At 60.6% G+C, this 25,305-nt stretch carries 17 protein-coding genes, 1 tRNA gene and 1 pseudogene; 14 read left to right on the forward strand and 5 right to left on the reverse strand.

Features of this window, described 5'->3' with window-relative positions; genetic code table 11:
* The first annotated feature begins 222 nt into the window (after positions 1-222).
* The 4 genes and pseudogenes from AB8B33_RS21480 (at position 223) to AB8B33_RS21495 (ending at position 5,388) form a co-directional block, all read left to right on the forward strand.
* Positions 223-297 (forward strand) — tRNA-Gly (locus AB8B33_RS21480).
* A gap of 451 nt (positions 298-748) precedes the next feature.
* Entirely contained in the window at positions 749-1,420 is a 672-nt protein-coding gene (locus AB8B33_RS21485; protein WP_439016814.1) for a CBS domain-containing protein, read from the forward strand.
* Positions 1,421-1,507: 87 nt separating this feature from the next.
* Complete coding sequence (locus AB8B33_RS21490; protein ID WP_439016816.1) at positions 1,508-3,970, forward strand: phosphoketolase family protein; 2,463 nt, start codon at positions 1,508-1,510, stop codon at positions 3,968-3,970.
* Positions 3,971-4,068: 98 nt separating this feature from the next.
* Positions 4,069-5,388: pseudogene (locus AB8B33_RS21495) on the forward strand (glucoamylase family protein).
* Between the two features lie 656 nt (positions 5,389-6,044).
* Here AB8B33_RS21495 and AB8B33_RS21500 read toward each other — a convergent pair.
* The 3 genes from AB8B33_RS21500 to AB8B33_RS21510 all read right to left on the reverse strand — a co-directional run bounded on the left by AB8B33_RS21500 (position 6,045) and on the right by AB8B33_RS21510 (position 9,434).
* Positions 6,045-6,902 carry an ABC transporter permease gene (locus AB8B33_RS21500; RefSeq protein ID WP_439016817.1) on the reverse strand — a complete coding sequence of 286 codons (858 nt, stop codon included), beginning with the start codon at positions 6,900-6,902 and terminating at the stop codon, positions 6,045-6,047.
* Positions 6,902-7,822, reverse strand: a complete 921-nt coding sequence (locus AB8B33_RS21505) for an ABC transporter permease (RefSeq protein WP_439016818.1) — start codon at positions 7,820-7,822, stop codon at positions 6,902-6,904. Before AB8B33_RS21505 ends, AB8B33_RS21500 begins: the two co-directional genes overlap by 1 nt.
* A 61-nt stretch (positions 7,823-7,883) precedes the next feature.
* Positions 7,884-9,434 carry an ABC transporter substrate-binding protein gene (locus tag AB8B33_RS21510; RefSeq protein ID WP_439016819.1) on the reverse strand — a complete coding sequence of 517 codons (1,551 nt, stop codon included), beginning with the start codon at positions 9,432-9,434 and terminating at the stop codon, positions 7,884-7,886.
* A gap of 138 nt (positions 9,435-9,572) precedes the next feature.
* Between AB8B33_RS21510 and AB8B33_RS21515 the strand changes: the two genes are divergently transcribed.
* The 10 genes from AB8B33_RS21515 (at position 9,573) to AB8B33_RS21560 (ending at position 22,597) form a co-directional block, all read left to right on the forward strand.
* Entirely contained in the window at positions 9,573-10,706 is a 1,134-nt protein-coding gene (locus tag AB8B33_RS21515; RefSeq protein ID WP_113319800.1) for an ROK family transcriptional regulator, read from the forward strand.
* Between the two features lie 8 nt (positions 10,707-10,714).
* Positions 10,715-12,157 (forward strand): M81 family metallopeptidase, encoded by a 1,443-nt coding sequence (locus AB8B33_RS21520; protein ID WP_439016820.1) that lies wholly within the window; start codon positions 10,715-10,717, stop codon positions 12,155-12,157.
* Positions 12,158-12,365: 208 nt separating this feature from the next.
* The gene (locus tag AB8B33_RS21525) at positions 12,366-13,091 is read left to right on the forward strand and encodes a FadR/GntR family transcriptional regulator (RefSeq protein WP_113319802.1); all 726 of its coding nucleotides are present in this window, start codon (positions 12,366-12,368) and stop codon (positions 13,089-13,091) included.
* 79 nt (positions 13,092-13,170) lie between these two features.
* Entirely contained in the window at positions 13,171-14,679 is a 1,509-nt protein-coding gene (locus AB8B33_RS21530) for an ABC transporter substrate-binding protein (RefSeq protein ID WP_439016821.1), read from the forward strand.
* Between the two features lie 63 nt (positions 14,680-14,742).
* Positions 14,743-15,690: an ABC transporter permease gene (locus AB8B33_RS21535; protein WP_113319804.1), complete on the forward strand. Its 948-nt coding sequence runs from the start codon at positions 14,743-14,745 to the stop codon at positions 15,688-15,690.
* Entirely contained in the window at positions 15,687-16,571 is an 885-nt protein-coding gene (locus AB8B33_RS21540) for an ABC transporter permease (RefSeq protein WP_439016822.1), read from the forward strand. Before AB8B33_RS21535 ends, AB8B33_RS21540 begins: the two co-directional genes overlap by 4 nt.
* 21 nt (positions 16,572-16,592) lie before the next feature.
* Positions 16,593-18,377, forward strand: coding sequence for a gamma-glutamyltransferase family protein (locus AB8B33_RS21545; protein ID WP_439016824.1), 1,785 nt, complete (start codon positions 16,593-16,595; stop codon positions 18,375-18,377).
* A gap of 2 nt (positions 18,378-18,379) precedes the next feature.
* Positions 18,380-19,135 carry a DUF1028 domain-containing protein gene (locus AB8B33_RS21550; RefSeq protein WP_439016825.1) on the forward strand — a complete coding sequence of 252 codons (756 nt, stop codon included), beginning with the start codon at positions 18,380-18,382 and terminating at the stop codon, positions 19,133-19,135.
* Positions 19,136-19,170: 35 nt separating this feature from the next.
* Positions 19,171-21,009, forward strand: a complete 1,839-nt coding sequence (locus AB8B33_RS21555) for an ABC transporter ATP-binding protein (RefSeq protein ID WP_439016826.1) — start codon at positions 19,171-19,173, stop codon at positions 21,007-21,009.
* A 256-nt stretch (positions 21,010-21,265) separates the two neighbouring features.
* The gene (locus AB8B33_RS21560) at positions 21,266-22,597 is read left to right on the forward strand and encodes a glucoamylase family protein (RefSeq protein WP_007825384.1); all 1,332 of its coding nucleotides are present in this window, start codon (positions 21,266-21,268) and stop codon (positions 22,595-22,597) included.
* A gap of 2 nt (positions 22,598-22,599) precedes the next feature.
* On the opposite strand, the gene AB8B33_RS21565 is transcribed toward AB8B33_RS21560, so the two are convergent.
* Positions 22,600-23,637, reverse strand: a complete 1,038-nt coding sequence (locus tag AB8B33_RS21565) for an ABC transporter ATP-binding protein (RefSeq protein WP_310385156.1) — start codon at positions 23,635-23,637, stop codon at positions 22,600-22,602.
* On the reverse strand, positions 23,634-25,292 hold the full coding sequence (locus AB8B33_RS21570) for an ABC transporter permease (protein WP_439016827.1): 1,659 nt from the start codon (positions 25,290-25,292) through the stop codon (positions 23,634-23,636). The genes AB8B33_RS21565 and AB8B33_RS21570 overlap by 4 nt, the downstream gene beginning before the upstream one ends.
* Positions 25,293-25,305 lie beyond the last annotated feature (13 nt).

Here is a 25,305-nt window from a genome sequence, read left to right on the forward strand (position 1 = left end):
TGTCTGCTTACGCCTGCCTCATGAGCTTGGCAATCTTCAGGACCGACGCTTTGCCCTGCTTTCGCGGCGTTTCCGAAGCCGGTTTTCCACCGCTAGAACTTTTCTTCGTTTTTCCGTCATTTCCCTGTTGCATTTGAAAATCGTTTGGGCGATATAGCGCCCGTCGCCGCAAGGTGGCGCCCACGGTCCGCTACTTACTACCCCGGACCAGTGCGGATTTGAGCGGGTGTAGCTCAGGGGTAGAGCACAACCTTGCCAAGGTTGGGGTCGAGGGTTCGAATCCCTTCGCCCGCTCCAGTTTCCTTCTCATATCAATGAAGATGTTGGGTTCCATGTGTGGCCACGCTCTCAGGCCTCTTTTGACGTAGCCGATCGGCTACTTCACACCTTTGATGGGATACTGACGGTACCCGCGATCTCGCTAACAGGGTCCGCTTTCACTCAGACTGATATCCTTCGGGTGCCTTCCTGCCCAACGCTCCGGCTGCACCACCACCGCAGATCGATCCTCATAAAACCATCGGTCACGGTTTCCTTCACAACTTTCGGCCCCGATTGATCCTACTCAATGCAAACGACGGCGGTATCTGGCTAGGTTTTTCCACACCTTGCGCAGGCGGACAGGGTCCGCGTCGTTCTGTCTCCTCACGACGCATGGTGAACGCTTGTTGCCGAACCCAATGATGGATTTAAATTAGCGACAGCTAACTGTAGTATCTTGAGAGGATATAGCCGGAGTTATATCGACATGCTGGTCAAAGATGTAATGACGACAAAGGTCGTCGGATTATCACCTGACCATAGCGTTCGGCATGCAGCCAAGCTGATGTCCGATCAGCACATAAGCGGCGCTCCTGTCGTTGACGACGGTGGGCGCTTGCTGGGCGTCATCAGCGAGGGCGATCTGATCCGCCGAACGGAACTGTCGAGTGGCGCATTCGTCCTGAAGGCGGACATGGGAGTTGGCGCCGATGAGAGAGCGAACGCCTTCGTCAAGCGATGCGGCTGGAGAGTGGGTGACGTCATGACGCCCGATCCTGTAACAATTGACGAGGATGCCCCCCTTTCGCGTGTCGCCAGCCTCATGCAGGACCATGGCATCAAGCGCATTCCGGTTCTGCGGGACGGTAAACTGGTCGGCATCGTCAGCCGCGCCGACCTCCTGCAGGTAATCTACTCCGCAAAACCGGATGATACAGCAGCTGGGGACGAAGCCATTCGCCGCAGCATTCTCGTTCGGCTCGGTGAAAATACCGGCCTGGAGGGATTGGACGTGTCCGTCACGGTCACTGACGGGATCGTGCATTTTTGGGGTAACGTCGACACGGCGGCTCGCCGCAGGGCCGCGCGGATTCTGGCGGAGGGCGTCAACGGTGTCCGCGGCGTGGTGGAGCATTTCCCGGAATCTCCTCCTCAATAGTGCCACAGCGCCGACATGAGACTGCCCCGGCCTTCATGAAAAAGGCCTCATGAGATTCAGCAATGTCATTTTGATTGGGAGACTCAGATGGTTTCGCCCGACACGGCAGTGATGAAAAAAACAGCCTCGGTAGCGTCGCATGGAAAAGCAACGCTCTTAGCCGAGGAACTCCGCCTGATGGACGCTTACTGGCGCGCATCGAACTATCTGTCGGTCGGGCAGATCTACCTGCTCGACAATCCCTTGCTCAAAAAACCCCTCGCACGCGCGCACATCAAGCCGCGGCTGCTCGGCCATTGGGGAACTTCGCCGGGCCTGAACATGCTCTATGTGCACCTTAACAGGGTAATCAAGCGCGACGATCTCAACATGATTTATGTAATCGGCCCCGGCCACGGTGGACCGTCGCTCGTTGCACATGCCTATCTGGAGGGAACCTACAGCGAATTCTACCCGAATATTGGCCAGGACGAGGAGGGCATGAAACGGCTTTTCAAGCAGTTCAGCTTTCCCGGCGGCATCCCGAGCCACGTCGCTCCCGAAACACCGGGGAGCATCCATGAAGGTGGCGAGCTCGGCTATGCACTCAGCCACGCCTATGGCGCAGCCTTCGACAATCCCGATCTGATCGTCGCCTGTGTCGTCGGTGACGGGGAAGCCGAAACCGGCCCCCTCGCCACGGGATGGCATGGCAACAAGTTTCTCAATCCCGCTCGCGACGGATGCGTTCTGCCGATCCTGCATCTCAATGGCTACAAGATCGCCAATCCCTGTTTCCTTGCCCGTATTCCCAGGGAGGAGTTGGAGAAGTTTTTCGAGGGCATGGGGTATGCGCCTCTCTTCGTCGAAGGCCATGAGCCCGATCAGGTGCAGCAGCAGCTTGCCGCAGCCATGGACACCGCCGTCGCGACGATCAAGACAATCTGGACGGAAGCGCGGGACAAGGGGAATGTTACCCGCCCGGCTTGGCCGATGATCGTCTTCCGCACACCGAAGGGCTGGACCTGCCCGTCAGAAATCGACGGCAAGAAATGCGAAGACTATTGGCGCTCGCACCAGGTTCCGATGGGCGATATGGACAAACCGGACCATATCAGGGTGCTTCAACACTGGATGAAGACCTACAGACCCGAAGAACTTTTCGACGGCGACGGAAGGCTGCGGGCTGAATTGGCTGCCCTGGCACCGACGGGACATCGCCGGATGAGTGACAATCCGCACGCAAACGGTGGTTTGTTATTACGCGATCTGAAGATGCCGGATTTCCGCGATTATGCCGTCTCGGTGCCCAAACCCGGAACGGTGACCGCAGAATCCGCTCGCGTCATGGGCAAGTTCCTGCGCGACGTGATGAAGCTGAACCTTCGCAACAATAACTTTCGGCTATTTAGCCCCGACGAGAACAATTCCAACCGTTGGCAGGACGTGCTGGAGGTCACCGATCGTTGCTATATGGCCGAGATCTATCCCGAGGACGACCACCTTTCCCCTAACGGCCGCATCATGGAGGTCTTAAGCGAGCATCAATGCCAGGGCTGGCTTGAAGGCTATCTGTTGACCGGGCGTCACGGCTTCTTCTCCTGCTACGAGGCGTTCATTCACATCATAGACTCGATGTTCAATCAGCACGCCAAGTGGCTGAAAGTGTGTAACCACATTCCCTGGCGGCGACCGATCGCCTCGCTGAACTACTTCCTGAGTTCGCATGTCTGGAGGCAGGATCACAATGGGTTTTCTCATCAGGATCCGGGCTTCATCGACCATGTGATCAACAAGAAGGCAGAGGTTATCCGGGTCTATCTTCCGCCGGACGCCAATACACTTCTATCCGTTACCGACCACTGTCTGCGCAGCCGCAACTATGTGAATGTGGTTGTGGCCGGCAAGCAGCCCGCGCCCCAATGGCTGACTATGGATGAGGCCATCAAACACTGTGCCGAAGGCCTCGGCATCTGGGAATGGGCCAGCAATGACCGAGGCTCGGAACCGGATGTGGTCATGGCCTGCTGTGGCGATGTGCCGACTCTGGAAACGCTCGCTGCCGTCCAGCTGATCCGAGAACACCTCCCCCAATTGAAGGTGCGGGTCATCAATATAGTCAATCTGATGAAGCTGCAGCCCTCAAGCGAACATCCCCATGGGCTTTCGGACCCTGACTTCGATGCGCTTTTCACAAAGGACAAGCCGATCATCTTCGCGTTCCACGGATATCCCTGGTTGATTCACCGGCTGACTTATCGACGGACCAACCATAAGAATCTGCATGTTCGAGGGTACAAGGAGGAAGGAACAACCACGACACCGTTCGACATGGTCGTTCTGAACCAGCTCGATCGCTTTCATCTCGTAGAAGACGTGATCGATCGGCTGCCGCAACTTGGCGCGCGCGCGGCCTACTTCAAGCAGGCGATCCGCGGCAGGCTGATCGAGCATCGCCAATATATCGAAGCGCACGGTGATGACATGCCGCAGATCAGCGGCTGGACATGGGGCGTCAAGAGTGCGGAGAAAGCGAAGGCTGCGACCTCCACAGAGGGAGACAATGCCTAGGCTACGCGTTGCGCGCAAACGATCATGCCGGCAGGCGTCCTATCGAGGCCGCCTCCAGATGCTCGACGAAACCATCTGATCTCCTCGGTTAACCTATCATGTCGGAGTTACTGTCCACCGATCCCGAACTGAACCGAATGCCGACGGAGGAGGATCTCGGTCGTCTTCAGTTCACGACATTGCTCTACTATCTGCATTGCACGAATCCGGATAACGGATTGGTTCGGGACAAGACACAGGCCGGCGCACCGGCAAGTATTGCTGCCGTCGGCATGGCGCTTGCCACCATTCCTGTCGTCGTGGAGCGCGGCATCGTCATTCGCGAGTTTGCCGCTAAGATTGCCCGGCGTCGACTGGAATTCCTGATGTCCTGCCACCAGGGACCGGAACCTGACGCGTCCGGCTACAAGGGCTTCTTCTACCATTTCCTGGACATTGAGACAGGACGACGGGTTTGGCAGTGCGAGTTGTCAACCATCGACTCGGCCTTCCTGTTCGCAGGTGCTTTGACCGTCGCGGCCTATTTTGACGCAGACACCGAAGACGAGGCAAAGGTTCGCGCACTCGCCAAATCGCTCTATGAGCGCGTGGACTGGAATTGGGCGCGTGACAACGGGGCTACCCTCACCCATGGCTGGCGGCCGGAAAACGGATTTATTCCCTATCGGTGGCGCGGCTATGACGAAGGTCTGCTTCTTTACATTCTCGGACTCGGCTCGCCCAGCCACCCGCTGCCGCCCGAGAGTTACAGGGCCTATACGGAGAGCTACGAATGGCGAAACATCTTTGGTCGCGAACTGCTCTATTCCGGCCCGCTCTTTACGCATCAGCTTTCGCATATGTGGATCGATTTTCGCGAAATTCGCGACACGTTCATGCGCGAGCATGACAGCGACTACTTCCGGAACAGCTGACACGCCACTTTCGTTCAGCAGGAATATGCAATCCGCAATCCGCTGAACTTCAAAGGCTACGGCGAACATTGCTGGGGTTTCACAGCAAGTGATGGACCCGGTTGGACAAAGCGAAACGTGGACGGCATCGACAGGGAATTCTTCGACTACGTTGCGCGTGGCGCACCCTATGGACCGGATGACGGAACCGTATCTCCGTGGGTCGTGGTCGCCTCGCTGCCATTCGCTCCGGAAATCGTTGTCCCAACCGTGCGAAACTTTGCTCGAATGCAGCTTGGCATGACGCGCCTCTATGGATTCAGACCATCGTTCAATCAGACATATACGATGGAAGACAAGGATGAAGGATGGTGGGTCAGCCCCTACCATTTCGGCATCGACCAAGGGCCTGTCGTCCTGATGATCGAAAACTACCGAACGGGCTTGCTGTGGAACATCATGCGTCGATGCGAGCCGGTCGTCGTCGGGCTAAGACGAGCGGGCTTTTCAGACGGCTGGTTATGACGGCGCTCGCGAGCTCAGCTGTTCAACCTCCGCCACCGGCTCTGATCCGATGGCTCGATGAAGGACGAGTCGATCATGAACAAGGTATCCCAGCCCCTGGAATAGTCACTCCTTCCGATTTTGGTCGATCCACTTCCAAGAGCCGTCCGAACGATATTCGAGAACAGCATCATAGGCTGCGCGTGGAGCACCCGGTTCGGCGAAGTTGACGCACGCAATCCCTCGTTCCGCCAGGAGCCCGACGATGTCGGGCAGAAGTTCGTAGCCGAAGATGGCATCGGCCTTCTCAGCAGAATATGGGATGGAGCTGCGATAATCGCGCTTGCAAGTGCAACGAGCCTTTGTTCGCGTGGCGACAGCAAAGTGGACCAGTCTTGCTCGCTGTCTAGGTCGCCAGGTGTGAGAGGATGCGCCAGGCCCAGCTTTTTCAACAGAGCGAGGATTTTTTCGTCTGTTTCCTCCATCGAGCGATTTTGCAATGCCAGGATCTGGCGCAGGGTTCCTGGGCCGGGCGACGGAGAATGATGCGAGAACGGATGAGCACGGCCTTCTCCGTGGCGATGGTGATACATCGCAGGCAGGGCTCCAAACGAGGCTCGACTCCTGGACAATCGGTCCTGCTTACCGCGCAACACATTGCGCATTGCGTTTATTTGCTATTTTCGCGGATCGAGTAGATCGCGCAGGCCATCGCCGAGAATGTTGAAGCCGAGCACGGTGACCATGATCGCGAGACCCGGAAAGAGCGACATGTAGATGTTGAGACCGAGATAGTTGCGGCCGTCGCTCATCATCGCACCCCATTCCGGAAGCGGCGGCTGCGCGCCGAGGCCGAGGAATGACAGGCTTGCGGCCGACAGGATGACGGTGCCTGCCGTCAGCGTCGACTGCACGATGATCGGGCCGATCGCGTTGCGCAGGATGTAATGCGTCATGATTCGATGGCGCGAAACGCCGAGCGAAATTGCCGCCTCCACATAGTCCATCGCCTTGAGGCCGAGCGTCAGGTTACGGCTGAGCCGCGCGTAAACTGGGACCGAGAAGATCGCGATGGCAATCAGCAGGTTAACGAGACTGGTGCCGAGCACGCTGACGATCAGGATGGCGAGTACGATGCCTGGAAAGGCGAAGAGAATATCCATGCACCACATGATTGCCTGGTCGACATAGCGCCCCGTCATGCCCGAGACAATGCCGAGCGGCACGCCGACCATGATGGCAAGCCCGACGCTGAGAATGACCTCCAGCAGCGAAATGCGAGCGCCGTAGAGCACGCGGGCGAAAATGTCCCGGCCGTTATCGTCGGTGCCGAAGGGATGTTCCCAGGATGGTTCCAGCATGGTCGAAAGCAGATCCTGCGAATAAGGATCGGCCGAGGTGATGAGTGGCGCAAAGATCGCCATCAGCACAATGATGCCGATAAACCCGCCGCCGATGGTGATGCCCTTATGCGTCGCAAGCCAGCGCAAGCCGCTGTTGCCGGTCGAAACCTTTTCCGCTTCGCTCATTGCCATCAGTCGAACCTTATCTTCGGGTTGAGCGCGGCGATCGCCATTTCCGCCAGGAAATTCATGACGACGACACCCGTGACAGCGACGAGCGTCACACCCTGGATGACCGGATAGTCGCGATAGCGCACCGAATCGACGAGCAAGCGGCCGATGCCAGGCCAGTTGAAGACCGATTCGGTGACGACGGCACCGCCGATCAGACTGCCGAAATTCAGCCCCACGATAGTGACGATCGGGATCAGCGCGTTTCGCAGCGCATGGCTCCAGTAGATCGACCTGGGTGCCACACCCTTGGCTCGCGCCGTGCGGATATAATCCTGTGCCAGCACTTCGATCATGCTGGAGCGCGTCATGCGGGCGATAACAGCCATCGGCAGCACCGCGAGTGTGATCGACGGCAGGATGAAGCTCTTCCACGAGGTGGCGCCAAGAAGCGGCAACCAACCGAGACTGACGGAGAACGTGTTCATCGCCATCAGCGCCAGCCAGAAATTGGCAATGGAAGCGCCGGCGATGGCAAGCAACATCACGGCCTGGTCCGGCCAGCCATGCCGGTAGATCGCGCCGATCATGCCGGCCGGCACGCCGATCGCAATCGCCAGCAGATAGGCGGTGATAGCAAGACCCAACGTAAAGGGCATCCTCTCGGCGATTTCATCGACGACAGGCAGCTTCGACTTGAGGGACATGCCGAGATCGCCCCTGACGGCGCCATAGGCGAACGAACCATACTGTTCGGCAATGCTGCGATCGAGCCCCAGGCGGGCGCGCATATTATCGACCGCCTCCTGCGTGGCTTCGGGGCCGGCCATCATGCGGGCCGGATCGCCGGGAAGCGCGCGGATGGCGATGAAGATGAGCAGCGACACGCCGATCAGGATCAGCGGCAATGCGAGCAGCTTCTTGAGAATATAGGCTTTCATCGGACCGTCATTGTCAGTGAAGCAGGCGGACGGCGCATTGCGCGGCCCGCCCGGTTACGCATCAGTCCTTGGTGGCTTCCTTGACCACGACCTGGCCGCCCGGGATGACCCAGGCGCCCTTCACATTGTTGCGGGCGGCATAGAGATCCTGCGTCGTATAGAGGAGAACGTGCGGTGCCTGCTCGTTGACCTCCTTTTGGGCATCGACATAGATCGCATTACGCGCCGTCTCGTCCAGCGTCGAGGCTGCCTTGTCGATCAACTCATCGAGCTTCGGATCGTTGAAGAAGCCGAGATTGGCGCTGGCAGGCGAAGCACTTGCCGAATAATAGAGCGGACGGAACTGTAGGTCGGCGCCATTGACGCCCGAAGACCACGACGCGATCACCGAACCCGTATTAGCAGCCGCCTTGCCGGCCGGATCGGCAAAGGCCGCCTTCGCCCAGACGCCGCTTTCCATGCGCTGCACGTCAAGCTTCACGCCGGCCTTCGCCCACATGGCCTGCAGCAGTTCGCCGATGCGTGCCTCGGGCTCCTGCACGATGGTTGTCATCGAGAAGCCATCAGGATAGCCGGCATCGGCGAGCAGCTTTTTCGCCTTGTCGACGTCATAGGTGTATGGCGCAAGCGTCTTGTCATAGCCGGGTGTGACCGGCGCCAAGGGCGAATTTGCCGGCGTAGCATTGCCCTGCATGATCGCCTTGACGAGACCGTCGCGGTCGGTCGCATAGTTCAGAGCCTGGCGCACGCGCGCATCGTCGAGCGGCTTCAGCTTGGTGTTGAGAGATACCCAGAACACGGCCGAACCGTCTGATTTGTTGACCTTCATGTCCGGATTGGTTGCGAGCTGCTTGGCAAAGGCCGCCGGCAGCGGGTTGACGATATCGGCATCACCCGTCTGCAGCGCCATGTTCATGACCGACGGCTCGGCCGTCCAGGTCCACTTGATCTCGTCGGCACCCTTCGGCGCGCCTCCCCACCAGTCGGTGTTCTTCGTTTCCAGCACATATTCGCCGGACTTGTATTCCTGCAGCTTATAGGGGCCGGTGCCGACGGCCTTGCTGCCGATCGTGCCGGCAGCATCCGAGGTCGGGCTGACCATGAGGCAGGCGCCTGTGGTCAGCAGCGCGAGAAAGGCCGGGTAAGGCTTTTTGAGCTTGAATTGCACGGTCGAGGAATCGATGGCCGTAACGCTGTCGATAAAGGTGCGCAGACGACCGCTAGCGGCAAGGCCGCGCTTGGTGTCGAGATGGCGGGCGAAATTCTTCGCCACGGCATCTGCATCGAACGGCGTGCCGTCATGAAATTTCACGCCCGGGCGCAGCTTGAAGGTCCAGACGATGCCGGCGGCATCGCTCGACCATTCCGTAGCGAGCGCCGGCTGGAGGCTCAAATCCTTGGCGCGGGAAAGCAGGCCCTCATACATCGGGTCCAGAACCGCGGCTGTAAACGTCGCCGTCTGATCACCCGGATCCATCGAGCGCGGCGCTTCTGTCTGCATGACCGTCAGCGTGGAAGCGAAGGCCGAAAACGGCGCAAACAGCGCTCCGGCAACAGCGCAGCTCAATGCGAAATGTCGAGTACTGATAAATCTCTTGCGAATGATTTCCATTGGTTCACCCTCTTGTTGATTCTTGAAACCGGCTCTCAGGTCGGCTTTGATCAATTTTGTAATTTATTTTGGTTGATTGGTTCATTTTGTAAACTTATTGTCAAGGCAAAATAGCACGTCGGCAGATCGGGAATTTGTATGTTCAATTCGTCGCAGCGCGAGCTCCTGCGGGTCATAAGCGAGTCGGGCCCTTTAAGCCGGACCGATCTTGCTTCCGCGATCGGGCTCAGCAAAGCGGCGATGAGCGGCATTGCCCGCGAGCTTATCGATCGCGGCGTGCTGCACGAGACGGAGACCATCTACGGCCAGGGCCGGCCCTCCGTGCTGCTCGACCTGAAACCCGAATGCGCCTTCTTCATTGGCATCTCGCTTCTTGAAGATCCCGCTCCAATGATCCTCAGCGATCTCAACGGCAATATCATCGCCCGTCAGCAGTTGCCCCATTCCCGTGATCCCAAGGTCATCGCCAATGCCATCGCCTACGGCCTGCCGGAAATCCTGAAGGGCCACCCGCAGGCAAGCTCGAAGCTTGCCGGCATCGGCGTGGCGCTGTCCGGTTTCGTCGATGAAAAGCAGGCAACCTGCGTGCAGTCCACCCTGCTTGGCTGGCAAGATGTGCCGCTTGCCGAAATCATCCGCCACGCAAGCGGCGTCGATACCTTCATCGAAAACGACGCCAAGGCCGTCGCCGTCAGCGAGAAACTGTTCGGTATTGCCCGCGACACGCCGAATTTCTCGGTCGTTTCGCTGGGAGACGGCATCGGCTGTGCCCATTTCATCGACGGCAAGCTCTATCGCGGCAATCATGGCGGTGCGGGCGAAATCGCCCATGCGACGATCGAGCCCGGCGGTGCACCCTGCCGTTGCGGCAAACGCGGTTGCCTGGATACGATCGCCTCCATGAAAGCGATTAAGGAGATGGCCAGAGCCGCCGGCCTGAAATGCACCTCGCTGTCGGAACTGGAAGAGGAAGCATCGCACGGCACGGCCGAAGCGATTTCCATCATCCACAAGGCCGGCGCGGCTCTTGGCCTGGCGATCTCGCATCTGATTCAGATGAACGATCCGGGCATGATCCTCGTCACCCATGTCGAAGGTTCCTTCGAAGGCTTGTTCGGCACGGTCGTGCAGCAGGCGATCGAAGCCAATGTTCTTCCGCGTTATGCCGGCCAGACGCCGATCCGCACCCGTCGCGTCGATAGTGACGTCTGGGCGCGGGGCGCCGCCAGCATCGCCGCCCATAATTTCCTGATTGGTCCCAATTTAAGCTGAGGTTTCCCATGCGCATCGCCGTCGGTGGCATTCACATCGAATGCAGCACATACAATCCCGTCCTGAACGAGGAGAAGGATTTCCGGGTGGTGCGCGGCGAGGGACTGTTGGCAGCCCCCTATTTCGCCTTCCTTGGGGACTACGACGCCGAATTCCTGCCGACGATCCATGCTCGTGCCATTGCCGGCGGCCCGGTCGCGCGCCACACCTATGAGGCCTTCAAGACTGAGTTCCTGGAACGCTTGAAGCCCCTGCTGCCGCTCGACGGCCTCTATCTCGCCATGCACGGCGCCATGTATGTCGAGGGCATGGAGGATGCAGAAGGCGACTGGATCAGTTCTGCCCGCGCGCTTGTTGGCGATCACTGCACGGTTTCGGCCAGTTATGACCTGCATGGCAACGTCACCCAGCGCATCCTCGATGCGCTCGATATGTATTCCACCTATCGCACTGCGCCGCATATCGATGTCGAGGAGACCATGCGACGCTCGGTCTCCATGCTGGTGAAAAGCCTGAAGACCGGCGTGAAGCCCACCTTGCTCTGGGCGCCGATCCCCGCCGTCCTGCCGGGCGAACGCACCAGCACCGTCGATGAACCGGCAAAGAGCCTTTACGCCGAACTGCCCGGCATCGACGCGCTAGACGGCGTCTGGGATGCTTCGCTGATGGTCGGCTACGTCTGGGCTGACGAACCCCGCGCCACCGCCGCCGCCATCATGACCGGCACCGACCGCGCGGTGCTGGAGCGCGAGGCAAAGCGTCTGGCAAAGGCCTATTGGGACGTCCGTGAGGAATTCGTGTTCGGCTGCGAGACCGGCTCGATCGAGGAATGCGTTGCCAAGGCGATCGCCAGCCCCACCGGCCCCGTCGTGCTTGCCGAATCCGGCGACAATCCGACCGGCGGCGGTGTGGGCGATCGTGCTGACGTATTGGCCGAGCTGATTGCGAAGGGCGCCACCGGTGTCGTCTTCGCCGGCATCGCCGATAAGGCGGCCACCGAGACCTGTTATGCTGAGGGCGTCGGCGCCACTCTGGAGCTGACGGTCGGCGCCTCGCTCGATACCAAGGGCAGCAAGCCGGTGACGGGACGCTTCATGGTGAAGTTCCTGCACGAGACCGCTGACGCGGCCGACCGCCAGGCCGTCGTCTCGATCGATGGCATCGATCTGGTGCTCTCCGCCAAGCGCCGCCCCTATCACAACATCGCCGATTTTACCCGCCTCGGTCTTGATCCGCACACGGCAAAGATCGTCGTCGTCAAGTCGGGTTATCTCTCGCCGGAACTCGCACCGATCGCCAATCCCAAACTGATGGCGCTCTCGGCCGGCGTCGTCGACCAGTTCGTCGAGCGCCTGCCGCGCCTGCGCAAAGAGCACCCGACCTATCCTTTCGACAAGGATTTCAGCTTCGAGCCGCAGGCTTTCCTTTCTGCGCGCTCCGCGAACCGCTGAGGCTTGAAAGGCGAACCAATTGATTTTTGGTACCGCACGCTTGCCTGGCGTGCGGTTCTCGTCAAGACGTGCGCCTGCCGTTTGATTTGCCGCAAATCCAGGCCATTCGACCAATAAACAGGCAGATATTTATCTGCACAAAAAAGCGCTTGACGATCCGCCGGATTTGGTTTTGCATTGAACCAATATTAAATTGGTTCAGCCAATCATGGACGAAACGCAAGGCAATTCGAACTATGCGCTGGAGAAGCTGAGAGCTCTCCTGCAGTCGGATAGTCTCGATGCCGATGGCAAGCTGCCAACCGAACGTACGCTCTCCGAAATCCTCGGCGTCAGTCGCCGCTCCATCCGGCGCGCGCTGGAAGTGCTGGAAGCCGAAGGCCGCATCTGGCGCCGGCAAGGCTCCGGCACCTTTGCCGGCAAGCGGCCGGACGGTTGGAGCAACCATGTCGATTCCATCATCGCCGACACCGATCTCATGGAAATCATGGAAGTGCGCCTGCGCGTCGAACCGCAGCTTGCACAGCTTGCGGCCATGCGCGCCAAGGCCGCCGACGTCGAGCGCATGTATGATCTGGTGAAGAAGATCTACGAAAGCACGGATGCCGACGGCCGCGAACTCTGGGATGGCGCGCTGCATCGCCAGATCGCCCAATGCGCCGGCAATACATTCTTCCTGACGATCTTCGACGTCATCAACCGAGTGCGCCAGGACGAAGCCTGGCAGACGATCCGCGAGCGCGCCCGCAGCGCCAGCCGCACGCGCGAAGTCACCCATGGCCAGCACACAGCCATCGTCGATGCTATCGCCGCCCGCGATCCGGGAAAAGCCGGCGAAGCCATGCGCCAGCACCTGCTTACGCTGCAGGAAAGCCTCATCCGCATCACCTCTCTCGACCACACCGAAACGGAGGTCGAGAAGGAGCCCACCTGAGCGGGGAAAAAGCACGGCGGAGATAACCGCCGGCTCGGCACGACAAACGTGAAACAAAAACATAACAGAGGAGAATGAAATGAAATTCGCCAGATTGCTGACCACAGCCACAGCGGCAGCGCTCTTTGCGCTTCCCGCTTTCGCGGTCGAACTGAAGATCGGCCTGCAGGACGATGCAGACGTGCTTGATCCCGCGCAGTCGCGCACCTTCGTCGGCCGCATCGTCTATACCGCAATGTGCGACAAGCTCGTCGACGTCTCGCCCGACCTGAAGATCGTGCCGCAGCTTGCGACGGAATGGAACTGGTCGGCCGACGGCAAGGCGCTCACCATGAAGCTTCGCCAGGGCGTGAAGTTCCAGGACGAAACGCCCTTCAATGCTGAAGCCGTCGTCGCCACCATCGAGCGCAACATGACCCTGCCGGAATCGCGTCGCAAGAGCGAGTTGAGCTCCGTCCAGAAGGTCGAGGCGACAGGCGAATACGAAGTCAAGTTCACGCTGAAGAGCCCCGACGTCACCCTGCTGGCCCAACTTTCCGACCGCGCCGGCATGATCGTCTCGCCGAAGGCCGCAAAGGAACTCGGCGCAAAGTTTGGCGACCATCCCGTCTGCGCGGGCCCCTTCAAATTCGTCGAACGCGTCCAGCAGGACCGTATCGTGCTCGAAAAGTTCCAGGACTACTGGAACAAGGACAATGTCTTCATCGACAAGCTTACCTATCTGCCGATCCCGGATTCGACCGTACGCCTCGCCAACCTGCGTTCCGGCGATCTCGACATGATCGAACGCCTGGCCGCAACCGACGCCGAGACGGTCAAGAGCGATCCGAACCTCGTCTACAAGGATGTCGTCAATACCGGCTGGCTCGGCATCTATGCCAATGTCGGCAATGGTGCGCGCGCCGACAACCCGCTGGGCAAGGACAAGCGTCTGCGCCAGGCCTTCTCGCTGGCAATCGACCGAGATGCTGCCATGCAGATCGTCTTCGAAGGCACCGGCGTAGCCGGCAACCAGCCCTTCCCGCCGAGCAGCCCGTGGTTCGACAAGGACGTCCCGGTTCAGGCTCGTGACGTCGAGAAGGCAAAGGCCCTCGTCAAGGCTGCAGGCTTCGACCGCGTGCCGGTCGAAATGCAGGTTCCGAACAGCCCGGTCACGATGCAGATGATGCAGATCATCCAGTCCATGGTCGCCGAAGCCGGTTTCGATGTCAGCCTGAAAGCGACGGAATTTGCGACCCTGCTTAATGAGCAGACCGCCGGCAACTACCAGCTCAGCCGCTCCGACTGGTCCGGCCGCGTCGATCCTGACGGCAATATCCAGCAGTTCGTCACCTGCGGCGCCGGACTGAACGACAGCAAATATTGCAATGCTGACGTCGACAAGCTGCTGAACGAGGCTCGCCAGTCTCCTGACGATTCCGTGCGCAAGCAGAAATATGATGCTGCAACCGCAATCCTCAATGACGATTTGCCGATCATCTTCCTTGGCCACCAGTCCTGGATCTGGGCGCTGCACAAGAACATCACCGGCTTCGTCGCATCGCCCGACGGCATGATCCGCCTCGTCGGTGTGAAGAAGGAAGGCTGATAGCCACACGCTTCAGGAACGCGACGACCCTCGCCGCGTTCCGCTGATGGTATCGGAGCGCCCATGTACAGGTTTATCGCCAAGCGGCTGTTGGTCGCCATTCCAACTTTGCTGATCATTTCGGTCTTTGTCTTCTCGCTGCAGAAACTTCTGCCGGGCGATCCAGTTCTAGCCATGGCCGGCGAAGAGCGTGATCCACAGGTGTTGGAATTCCTGCGGGAAAAATATCACCTCAACGACCCCGTTCCTTACCAGTATTTCTACTGGCTGGGCTCGGCCCTGAAGGGTGATCTTGGCATTTCGCTGCGCACCAACCAGCCGGTGCTCGAACTCGTTGCCGAAAAGCTGCCGGTCACCATCCAGCTTGCGATCATGTCGATGATCTTCGCCTTCGTCATCGGCGTCCCCATGGGCATCCTGGCCGCGGTCAAGAAAAACACGATTATTGATTATCTCGCCAACCTCATCGCACTCACCGGCCTGTCGATCCCGAACTTTTGGCTCGGCATCATGCTGATCCTGCTGGTCTCAGTTAATCTTGGCTGGCTTCCGGCCTCGGGCTACGAACCCTTCTTCTCCAATCCATTGCGCTCGATCCAGACGATGCTGATGCCCTCCTTCGTGCTCGGCAATGCACTTGCCGCCACACTGATGCGCCACACCCGGTCGGCGATGCTGAGCGTCTTGAGCGCCGACTATATCCGCACTGCCCGCGCCAAGGGGCTTTCGGAAGGATCCGTGGTCTTGGAGCACAGCTTCCGCAATGCCCTCCTGCCGATCGTCACACTCACTGCACTGCTCTTTGGCGAGCTGCTTGCCGGTGCGGTTCTTACGGAGCAGATTTTCACCATTCCAGGCTTCGGAAAACTCATCGTCGATGCCGTCTTTAACCGCGATTATGCTGTCGTCCAGGGCGTCGTCATCTGCACGGCGATTGGCTTTATCCTGATGAACCTTGTGGCCGATGTGCTCTATGTTCTTCTCAATCCGCGCATGAGAGCTTCGCTATGACCGCAGTCGATCAAGTCGCAGCCGCGCCCGCCACGTCTGCAGAGCAGCGTTCGCCGAGCCGCGCCTGGCGCAAGCTGAAAGCCAACAAGGGCGCGCTCGTCGGCCTCGCCATCATCGCCTTCTTCGCAATCCTTGCCATCATCGCGCCGCTCCTGCCGCTCCCCGATCCGAACGCCACGAGCTGGTCGACGATCCGCAAGGCGCCGTCAGCAGCCCATTGGCTCGGCACCGACGACATCGGCCGCGATATTCTCTCGCGCATGATCTGGGGCGCGCAGGCCTCGCTGATGGCCGGCGTCTTTTCCGTGGCGATCGCCGTTCTCATCGGCGTGCCCTTCGGCCTGATCTCAGGCTATTTCGGCGGCTGGATCGACATGATCATCTCCCGCATCACCGAAGCCTTCCTGGCGATGCCTTTCCTGATCACCGCGATCGCGCTTGCCGCCTTCCTCGGCCCGAGCCTCAGCAATGCGATGATCGCGATCGGCCTTTCGGCCATGCCTATCTTCGTGCGGCTGACGCGTGGCCAGGTACTGGCGGTCAAGACCGAAGAATATATCGAAGGCGCGCGTTCCATCGGTCTTCGCCATTTCAGCATCATCACCCGCTACATCCTGCCGAATGTTTTCGCGCCGATCCTCGTGCAGGCGACGCTGACGATAGCAACCGCCATCATCGCCGAAGCCAGCCTCTCCTTCCTCGGCCTCGGCCAGCAGCCGCCGGCGCCAAGCTGGGGCTCGATGCTGAACGTTGCCAAGAACTTCCTGAGCCAGGCGCCGTGGATGGCGATGTGGCCCGGCATTGCCATCTTCCTCGTCGTTATCGGTTTCAATCTCTTGGGCGACGGGCTGCGCGATGCGCTCGATCCGCGCGAAGCATGACTCTTCGAAAGGACATATGAAATGACCGCATTTACGACCCGCCCCGAAATTCTGGGCACATTCGGCGTCGTCACCTCAACGCACTGGATCGCTTCGGCCGTCGGCATGAGCATCCTGGAAAAGGGCGGCAACGCCTTCGATGCGGCGGTTGCTACCGGCTTCACCCTGCAGATCCTCGAGCCGCACCTCGTCGGCCCCGGCGGCGACATGCCGGCGATCATCTATTCGAAGAAGAAGGACAAGGTCGAGGTCATCTGTGCTCAGGGCCCTGCCCCGGCAGGCGCCACTATCGAGCACTATACGTCCGAGGGCCTGAAGCTGATCCCCGGCGACGGCCTGCTTGCAACCGTCATTCCCGGCTCCTTCGACGGCTGGATGCTGATGCTGCGCGACTACGGCAGGCTGAGCGTGCGCGACGTGCTGGAGCCGGCAATCTATTACGCCGAAAAAGGCCATCCCATGCTGCCGCGCGTCTCCGCCACCATCACGGGTCTTGCCGAATTCTTCGAAAAGGAATGGCCGACCTCCTATGAGACCTGGGTGCCGGGCGGTTCGGTTCCCGAGCCACATTCCAACTTCAAGAACCCGGTTCTCGCCGAAACTTGGAAGCGCATCATTTCCGAAGCGGAAGCAAAGCAGGGCCGCGAGGCGCAGATCGAAGCGGCCCGCGACGCCTTTTACCGCGGCTTCGTTGCCGAAAAGATCGCAAACTATCTGAAGACGGCCGAAGTGATGGATGCAAGCGGCAGTCGCCACAAGGCGGTGCTGATGGCAGACGATATGGCGAACTGGTCGGCGACGATCGAGGAGCCGCAGACCTATGACTATCACGGCTGGACGGTCGCCAAGATCGGCCCCTGGGGCCAGGGTCCTGTCTTCCTGCAGACGCTGTCGCTCCTCAAGGATATGGACATCGCCTCGATGGCGCCAGACGGTGCCGATTTCGTCCATACTGTCACCGAGGCCATGAAGCTCGCCTTTGCCGACCGCGAGGTCTACTATGGCGATCCCGCTTTCTCCGATATACCGCTCGACCATCTTCTGTCGGACACCTACGCCGCCGCCCGCCGCAAGCTCATCACGGGCGAAGCCTCCTTCGATCTTCGCCCCGGCAAGGTGGCGGGTTTCGAGCAGCAATATGATGTAACGATGGACATGCTCGGCGCAGACTCCAAGACCGGCGCCGTCTACGAGCCGACCATGGCGCATCTGACGGAAAAGCGCGGCGACACCGTCCACATCGACGTCATCGACCGTGAAGGCAACATGGTCTCGGTCACCCCCTCGGGCGGCTGGCTGCAGTCCTCGCCGATCGTTCCGGGCCTCGGCTTCTGCTTGAATTCGCGGGCCCAGATGTTCTGGCTGAAGCCCGGACTGCCGACATCGCTTGCTCCTGGCAAGCGCCCCCGTACCACGCTCACGCCTTCGCTCGGCCTTTATGAAGGACGCCCGACGCTCGCCTTCGGCACGCCCGGCGGCGACCAGCAGGAACAGTGGCAGCTCTCCTTCTTCTTGCGCTATGTGCACCACAAGATGAACCTGCAGGCGGCAATCGACCAGCCGCTCTTCCACACCTCGCATTTCCCCGGCTCCTTCTATCCGCGCACACGTGAACCGGGTGGTCTGATGGTGGAAGGCAATTTCAGCGCTACAGTACTCGACAGTCTGCGTGCCCGCGGCCACAAGCTCACCGTCGCCGAGCCTTGGACCATCGGTCGCCTGACAGCAGCCCGCCGCGATGCCGACGGGCTGTTGCGTGCCGCCGCCACGCCGCGCCTCATGCAGGCCTATGCGGTCGGGAGGTAGGTATGACCTGGTCCATCGTCGCCCGTGATCCTGAGACAGGCTATCTCGGCATTGCCGTCGCCACCCGCTTCTTTGCGGTCGGCGGGCTGGTGCCGCATATCCGCGGCGGCATCGGCGCAGTCGCGACGCAGGCTTTCGTAAGCCCGCTCTACGGTACGGATGGGCTCGCTTTGCTTGCTACCGGCAAGGCGCCGGATGAGATCATCACCGAACTGACCGCCCGTGATGCCGGCCGAGACCAGCGCCAGCTTCACCTGATCGATGCGCGCGGCCGCAACGCCGCCTTCACCGGCGCCCAATGCATCGACTGGGCCGGTCATCTGATCGACGACAATGTTTCCGTCGCCGGCAATATGCTGGCCGGCCCCAATGTCGTCGCCGAGACGCTTGCTACCTATAAGAAGGCGTTGGATAAGCCCTTCATCGAGCGCCTGCTCGAAGCCATGCAGGCCGGCGAAGATGCCGGCGGCGACAAGCGTGGCAAGCAGTCTGCCGCTCTCCTCGTCCACCGCGATCAGGATTATCCCTGGCTTAGCATCCGCGCGGACGATCATCCCGATCCGCTCGCCGAACTGCGCCGGCTCTATGCGGTGGCCCAGGAGCGCTACATGCATGTCGCCGAAACGATGGCGACCAAAGCGAACCCGAACGGAATGATTGACAGGCGCGAGATCGATGAAAAGATCGCGGCGCTGGAAGCGGTGCGCCTTGCGGAAGGACGGCCGTCGGCCTCCTTCGCCACGCCTCTGAAGACCTGAAAGCCCCTCCGGCACAAAAAGAATAAGGGAACGATATGAGTGATCAGCCTGCAGCACCCGTCTCTCCGGTTCTTTCCGTCCGGAACCTGACAACCTCCTTTCTCGCCGACGGCGAGTGGAGATCCGTCGTCCGCAATGTCTCCTTCGATGTCATGCCGGGGGAAACGGTCGCCATCGTCGGCGAGAGCGGGTCCGGCAAGAGCGTCACCTCGCTTTCCATCATGCGCCTGCTCGCCAAAGGCTCAAGCCGCGTCGAGGGGAGCATCACGCTCAACGGGCGCGATATCCTTTCCCTCTCCGACAAGGAGATGCGTTCCGTGCGCGGCAAGGATGCCGCCATGATCTTTCAGGAACCGATGACCAGCCTGAACCCGATCTTCACCATTGGCCGGCAGATTTCCGAGGCACTCACCTGCCACGGCGATATCAGCAAGGCTGACGCACGAGCCGAAACGATCCGCCTCCTGGAGAAGGTGCGCATTCCGAACGCCGCATCCCGCTTCGATGAATATCCGCACCAGTTTTCCGGCGGCATGCGCCAGCGGGTCATGATTGCCATGGCACTCGCATCAAGGCCGAAGCTTTTGATCGCCGACGAACCGACCACCGCGCTCGACGTCACCATCCAGGGCCAGATCCTTGATCTCATCAAGGTGCTGCAGGAAGAGGAAGGCATGTCCGTTCTCTTCATCACCCATGACATGGGCGTCGTCGCCGAGATCGCCGATCGCACTATCGTCATGTATCGCGGCGAAGCGGTCGAAACCGGCACGACGGACGATATATTCAATCGCGGCAAACATCCCTATACGCAGGCCCTGCTCTCTGCCGTGCCGCGGCTCGGCTCGATGGATGGCCGCAAATGGCCGCTGCGTTTCCCGGTGATCGACACGGCGACTGGCGAACGCCGCGAGCCGGTGGAAGTGGCCGAAACCGTCGACCGCCGCAAGACGCCGATCCTCGAAGTGAAGAACCTCGTTACCCGCTTCGATATTCGCGGCGGTCTCCTCGGCCGCAAGACCGGCGCCATCCACGCCGTGGAGGATGTGTCCTTCGAACTCTTCCAGGGCGAGACGCTGTCGCTCGTCGGCGAATCCGGCTGCGGTAAATCCACCACTGGACGTTCGATCACACGCCTGGTGCAGCCGAACGCCGGCTCCGTCAGCCTTGACGGCTATGACGTGCTGAACCTCGACGCGATCAGCCTGCGTCAGATGCGCCGCAGCATCCAGATGATCTTCCAGGACCCCTTCGCCAGCCTCAATCCGCGCATGACGATAGGGGCTGCCGTCGCCGAACCCATTGTCGAACATGGTCTAGGCACCCGTGCCCAGGCTCGCGAAAAGGCCGCCGACCTGCTCGAACGCGTCGGCCTGAAGCCGGATATGATGAAGCGTTACCCGCATGAATTTTCCGGCGGTCAGCGCCAGCGCATCTGCATCGCCCGCGCTCTTGCGCTCGACCCGAAGGTGATCGTCGCGGATGAAAGCGTGTCCGCCCTCGATGTTTCGATCAAGGCGCAGGTCTGCAATCTGCTGATGGATCTGCAGCAGAGCCTCAACCTCGCCTTCCTTTTCATCTCTCACGACATGGCGGTGGTCGAACGCGTCAGCCACCGCGTTGCGGTCATGTATCTCGGCGAGATCGTCGAGATCGGCCCGCGCGAAGAGCTCTTCCGCAATCCGCAGCATCCCTACACCAAGAAGCTGATGGCGGCTGTTCCGGTGCCCGATCCCGCCCGCCGCGGCATTCGCCGCAACCTCGGCACCGACGAACTGAAAAGCCCCGTCCGCCCCGTGGGTTACGTGCCTCCGAAGCGTCAGTTCCGCGAGGTCGTAGCAGGCCATATGGTGCGGATGGAGGAAGCCGCCTGAGCTAGTCCAGGAGGCTCAACGGACAGTTTAGGGATGGTAGGTATTGCACGGAACGGACCACATACGGGGGGTGCGGTTTAATCCCTTTTGCTGCATCGCTTATATCATTTATTCCAGATATTATTTCAGTGGGAATTATTAACGCCAATCGGCGACGTTTGTGTTCTCTTATCCTTGCGAATCAAAAAGGTTTGATTTGCCTGGGGGCAGCCACCATGTTGAAGCATGGGGCGATAGAACAGTTGGGCAGGAGCACATGCTGCAACGGATTGAAGACATTGATGCCGCGCTAGTCGATAGGCTGCAGCATTCAGCGTTCAAATATTTCCTGAAGTATTCCAATTCTGAAAACGGCCTTGTGCCGGATACGTCGATCCCCGGCGTGCCGGCGAGCATCGCCGCGGTCGGCTTCGGACTTTCCTCCTATCCCGTCGGCGTCGAGCGCGGCTGGATCAGCCGCGCGGAAGCTGCCGAACGCGTCTTCAACACGCTGCATTTTTTCGCCAACGCCAAGCAGGGCACGGAACGCCACGCGACCGGGCATCGCGGTTTCTTCTACCACTTCCTGCACGTGGATACCGGCAACCGCGCCTGGAACAGCGAGCTTTCGACCATCGATACTGCTCTGCTCGTCGCCGGTATCCTGACCGCCGCGCAATATTTCGACGGCGAGGATCAAACCGAGACCGAGATTCGCGCGCTCGCAAAATTCATCTATGAGCGCGTCGACTGGCGCTGGGCGCTGAACAAGGGCGATTGTATCTCGATGGGCTGGAAGCCCTCTTCGGGCTTTCTGCGCTGGCGCTACCATGGCTTCGATGAAGCGATCATTCTCTACACACTGGCGCTGGCATCACCGACCTACCCGATCCCGCAATCGAGTTATGACGCCTTCACGGCAAGCTATTCGTGGATGATCTTCAACGAGCAGCCCTATCTCTATGCCGGCCCGCTCTTCATCCATCTCTTCTCCCATGCCTGGATCGATTTCCGAGGCATCCAGGACAAGCCGATGGTCGAGCGGAACTGGGACTATTTCCGCAACACGCAGGTCGTCATCAACGTCCAGCGCGACTACGCGGAACGCAATCCCGGCCAGTTCGTCGGCTACAGCAAGGATATCTGGGGCTTCACGGCTTGCGATGGCCCGCCGCCGACGCGGCGCATGCGCGGTGGCCGCAGCCCGAAAGTACTGGGTTATGCTGCCCGCGGTGCTCCGCTCGGCCCCGATGACGGCACGATCGCGCCCTGGGCAGCGCTCGGCTGCCTGCCCTACGACCGGCAGGCTGCCCTGGACGGCACCAAGGCGCTGCTGACGACCTATCCGAACCTGCTCCTGGAAGGCGGCTTCCCTGGCGGCTTCAACCCAACAGTCCAGACCAAGCGGCCTGAGGGTTGGGTCGATGACCGAACCGTGGCCATAGACCAGGGCCTTCTCGTCATGACGATCGAGAACGACCGCTCAGACTTCATCTGGAAGCTGATGCGCAAGTCGCCGGTCATCCGCCTCGGCCTCGAGCGCGCTGGCTTCACCGGCGGCTGGCTGGCCGGCGAAGAGCCGCAGGAACTGGTTCTGAAGGCGGGCTGAACCTAACGCGAAAAGACATGCGCCTTGCCGGCGATATCGAGGCGAACGAGATCGCCCCGCGCCGGCAACGCCACACTCGATGTCTTGATGAGGATCGGCGGCAGGGCGACAGCGGCAAGCGACACCGCCACCGTGCAGGTCGCGCCGCCGAATTCTACATCCACGACACGCCCGCCATATTTCGCATTGTCCTCACCGACAACGACGCGGATCTGCTCCGGCCGCAGCATGATTTCCGCCTTGCCCTGATGGGCTCCCTCAACCGGCACGCTGCCGAGCGCACAATCGGCAAAACCATTCTTGATGATCGCCGGCAGCATCACCGCATCGCCAAGGAAAAGCGCCGTCTCGCGATCCCGCGGCTTGAGATAGAGCGTCTGCGGCGTGCCGGCCTGCACAAGCCTCCCCTCGCGCAATACCGCAACCTGATCGGCAAAGGACAGGGCCTCACCCTGATCGTGGGTCACGAGGACGGCGGTGATGCCGGCGGCCTGCAACACGCGGGCCACCGCCTTGCGCATGTTTTCGCGCAGCCCCGTATCCAGGGCCGAAAACGGCTCATCCAGCAGCATCAGGCGCGGCCGGCGGCCGAGCGCACGGGCAAGCGCCACACGCTGCTGCTGGCCGCCCGAAAGCTGGTGCGGGCGGCGATCCAGCATACTGTTTTCCAGCTCCACCATTTCCAGAAGGTCGCGAATTCGCTTCTCGCGATCCGGCGCGCCGCGCTCGAAACCGAAACCGATATTCTCGGCCACGCTCAGATGCGGAAAGAGCGCGCCATCCTGCGAGACGATGCCGATGCCGCGCTTGTGGGCAGGAACACATGCCGGCCCGTCAGCGAGCACCTCACCATCGAGCGTTACCCGGCCGGCGTCAGGCTGTTCGAAGCCGGCAATGATGCGCAGCAGCGTCGTCTTGCCGGAACCGGAGGGACCGACAACCGCCGTACGGCTGCCCGCCTGCACTTCAAGCGAGATATCCTTCAAGGCCTGAACCGGCCCATAACGCTTGCTGATAGCGTCGATCGTAAGCAGCGTCATTGGCCGGCAGTCCGTTTCGATTGGGCATAGAGCATAAGGGTGAGTGGCAGCGACAGCACGACCATCATGAAGGCATAGGGTGCTGCAGAGACATAATCGATCTCGCTGGTCATCGACCAAAATTTCGTCGCCAGCGTATCGACGCCGTTTGGCGACAACATCAGCGTCGCCGTCAGTTCATTGGTGATGCCGAGTGCTGCGAGCGCCACGCTGGCGGCGGCCCCCGGCGCTGCGAGCCGCATGGTTATCTGGCGCACGGCCTGTCCCGGCGTGCGGCCAAGCCCCATTGCCGCCCGCTCCAGCTCGACAGGCGCCTGCGCAATGCTGGCGCGCAGGCCGACCATGGCGCGCGGCAGGAAGAGCAGTACATAGGCGACGAGCAGCGTTGCAAAGGTCTGGTAGAGCGGCAGGATGAGACGGACGGTGATCGAGACAAGCGCAAGCGCCACGACGACACCGGGCAGCGAACCGACATAATAGTGGCAGGCTTCGAGGATGCGCTGGAGGCGGCCCGGCGCGCGCACCGAGAGCCAGGCCATAGGGGCAGCAGCGATCGTCGTCAGCACGCCACCGGCGACGGCGAGAACGATCGTCTGTGCAAAGGCACTCGCCACCTCGATGCGCCAGATGCCGAGTCCGCCGAGATAGAGCCAACGGCCGAGCGTGATCAGCGGCACGCCGAGCGTCAGCGCTGCGAGGACGATCGGCAGAGCCACGGCGGGCACTACGAACCAGCCGAGCCGGCGACGGTCTGCCGGGCGCGCTGAGCCGGAGCCAACGCGTGCATATCGCTCATTGCCGCGCAGCAGGATCTCGAGGCCGAGCAGGAACAGGCAGCAGGCGACGAGCACGCCGCCGAGCATGTTGGAAGCCGGGCTGTTGTAGGAAGACTGGAACTGATCGACGATCGCGGTCGCAAAGGTATCGAAGCGGATCATCACGAACAGACCGTATTCCGACAGCAGGTGCAGCGCGATCAGCAGCGAGCCGCCGCAGATGGCCAGGCGAAGCTGCGGCAAGACCGTGCGGAAGAAGACCCGCCAAGGATCGAGGCCAAGCGAAGCAGCGGCATCCTCGATGGCGGGATCGAGCCGGCGGAGTGCCGCGGCAACCGGCAGATAGAGGAAGGGGTAATAGGCAAGCACCGAAACGAATACGCCGCTCTGCAACCCGCGCATGCCTGGAAGCAGGCTCACCCAGGCATAGGAATGCACGAAGGCCGGCACGGCAAGCGGGGCGATGGCCAGCCATGCCCAGAGCCGTGCGAACGGGATATCTGTCCGCTCCGTCAGCCAGGCAAGTGTGACGGCAAGCGCGATAGACAGCGGAACGGTGATCGATTCCAAAAGAACCGTATTGACGAGAAGCTCGCCGACACGCGGGCGAAAGACCAGCGTTTTTACCGTTCCCCAGCCGACATCATAGGTTACCCAGCCGATGAAGCCGAGCGGCACGAGGCTGAAAATCGCTACGATCGATGCGACGAGAACGACGGAAGCGTGCGGCACGCGCCAGCGCGGCAAAACCATTCGCGAGGTCCTTGGCGCCTCGTTGCCGGATGCGAGCAATCTATTGTCCTGCAGCAAGGCCGATGCCTTCACACGCTGAAAAAGGAAGGCAACCGCCTTTGAGGAGCGGTTGCCAGATTTCGTCATGCCCTAAGGTTTT

The organism is Rhizobium sp. 768_B6_N1_8 (genome assembly GCF_051811225.1).
Taxonomy (GTDB): Bacteria; Pseudomonadota; Alphaproteobacteria; order Rhizobiales; family Rhizobiaceae; genus Rhizobium.

What these genes read in the sequence shown, in the direction of transcription:
- AB8B33_RS21530 (WP_439016821.1), top strand. Translation starts at nt 13,171, where the DNA reads ATGAAATTCGCCAGATTGCTGACCACAGCCACAGCGGCAGCGCTCTTT.
- AB8B33_RS21570 (WP_439016827.1), bottom strand. Translation starts at nt 25,292, where the DNA reads ATGACGAAATCTGGCAACCGCTCCTCAAAGGCGGTTGCCTTCCTTTTT.
- AB8B33_RS21520 (WP_439016820.1), top strand. Translation starts at nt 10,715, where the DNA reads ATGCGCATCGCCGTCGGTGGCATTCACATCGAATGCAGCACATACAAT.
- AB8B33_RS21565 (WP_310385156.1), bottom strand. Translation starts at nt 23,637, where the DNA reads ATGACGCTGCTTACGATCGACGCTATCAGCAAGCGTTATGGGCCGGTT.
- AB8B33_RS21500 (WP_439016817.1), bottom strand. Translation starts at nt 6,902, where the DNA reads ATGGCAATGAGCGAAGCGGAAAAGGTTTCGACCGGCAACAGCGGCTTG.
- AB8B33_RS21505 (WP_439016818.1), bottom strand. Translation starts at nt 7,822, where the DNA reads ATGAAAGCCTATATTCTCAAGAAGCTGCTCGCATTGCCGCTGATCCTG.
- AB8B33_RS21560 (WP_007825384.1), top strand. Translation starts at nt 21,266, where the DNA reads ATGCTGCAACGGATTGAAGACATTGATGCCGCGCTAGTCGATAGGCTG.
- AB8B33_RS21555 (WP_439016826.1), top strand. Translation starts at nt 19,171, where the DNA reads ATGAGTGATCAGCCTGCAGCACCCGTCTCTCCGGTTCTTTCCGTCCGG.
- AB8B33_RS21525 (WP_113319802.1), top strand. Translation starts at nt 12,366, where the DNA reads ATGGACGAAACGCAAGGCAATTCGAACTATGCGCTGGAGAAGCTGAGA.
- AB8B33_RS21545 (WP_439016824.1), top strand. Translation starts at nt 16,593, where the DNA reads ATGACCGCATTTACGACCCGCCCCGAAATTCTGGGCACATTCGGCGTC.
- AB8B33_RS21550 (WP_439016825.1), top strand. Translation starts at nt 18,380, where the DNA reads ATGACCTGGTCCATCGTCGCCCGTGATCCTGAGACAGGCTATCTCGGC.
- AB8B33_RS21490 (WP_439016816.1), top strand. Translation starts at nt 1,508, where the DNA reads ATGGTTTCGCCCGACACGGCAGTGATGAAAAAAACAGCCTCGGTAGCG.
- AB8B33_RS21510 (WP_439016819.1), bottom strand. Translation starts at nt 9,434, where the DNA reads ATGGAAATCATTCGCAAGAGATTTATCAGTACTCGACATTTCGCATTG.
- AB8B33_RS21485 (WP_439016814.1), top strand. Translation starts at nt 749, where the DNA reads ATGCTGGTCAAAGATGTAATGACGACAAAGGTCGTCGGATTATCACCT.
- AB8B33_RS21540 (WP_439016822.1), top strand. Translation starts at nt 15,687, where the DNA reads ATGACCGCAGTCGATCAAGTCGCAGCCGCGCCCGCCACGTCTGCAGAG.
- AB8B33_RS21535 (WP_113319804.1), top strand. Translation starts at nt 14,743, where the DNA reads ATGTACAGGTTTATCGCCAAGCGGCTGTTGGTCGCCATTCCAACTTTG.
- AB8B33_RS21515 (WP_113319800.1), top strand. Translation starts at nt 9,573, where the DNA reads ATGTTCAATTCGTCGCAGCGCGAGCTCCTGCGGGTCATAAGCGAGTCG.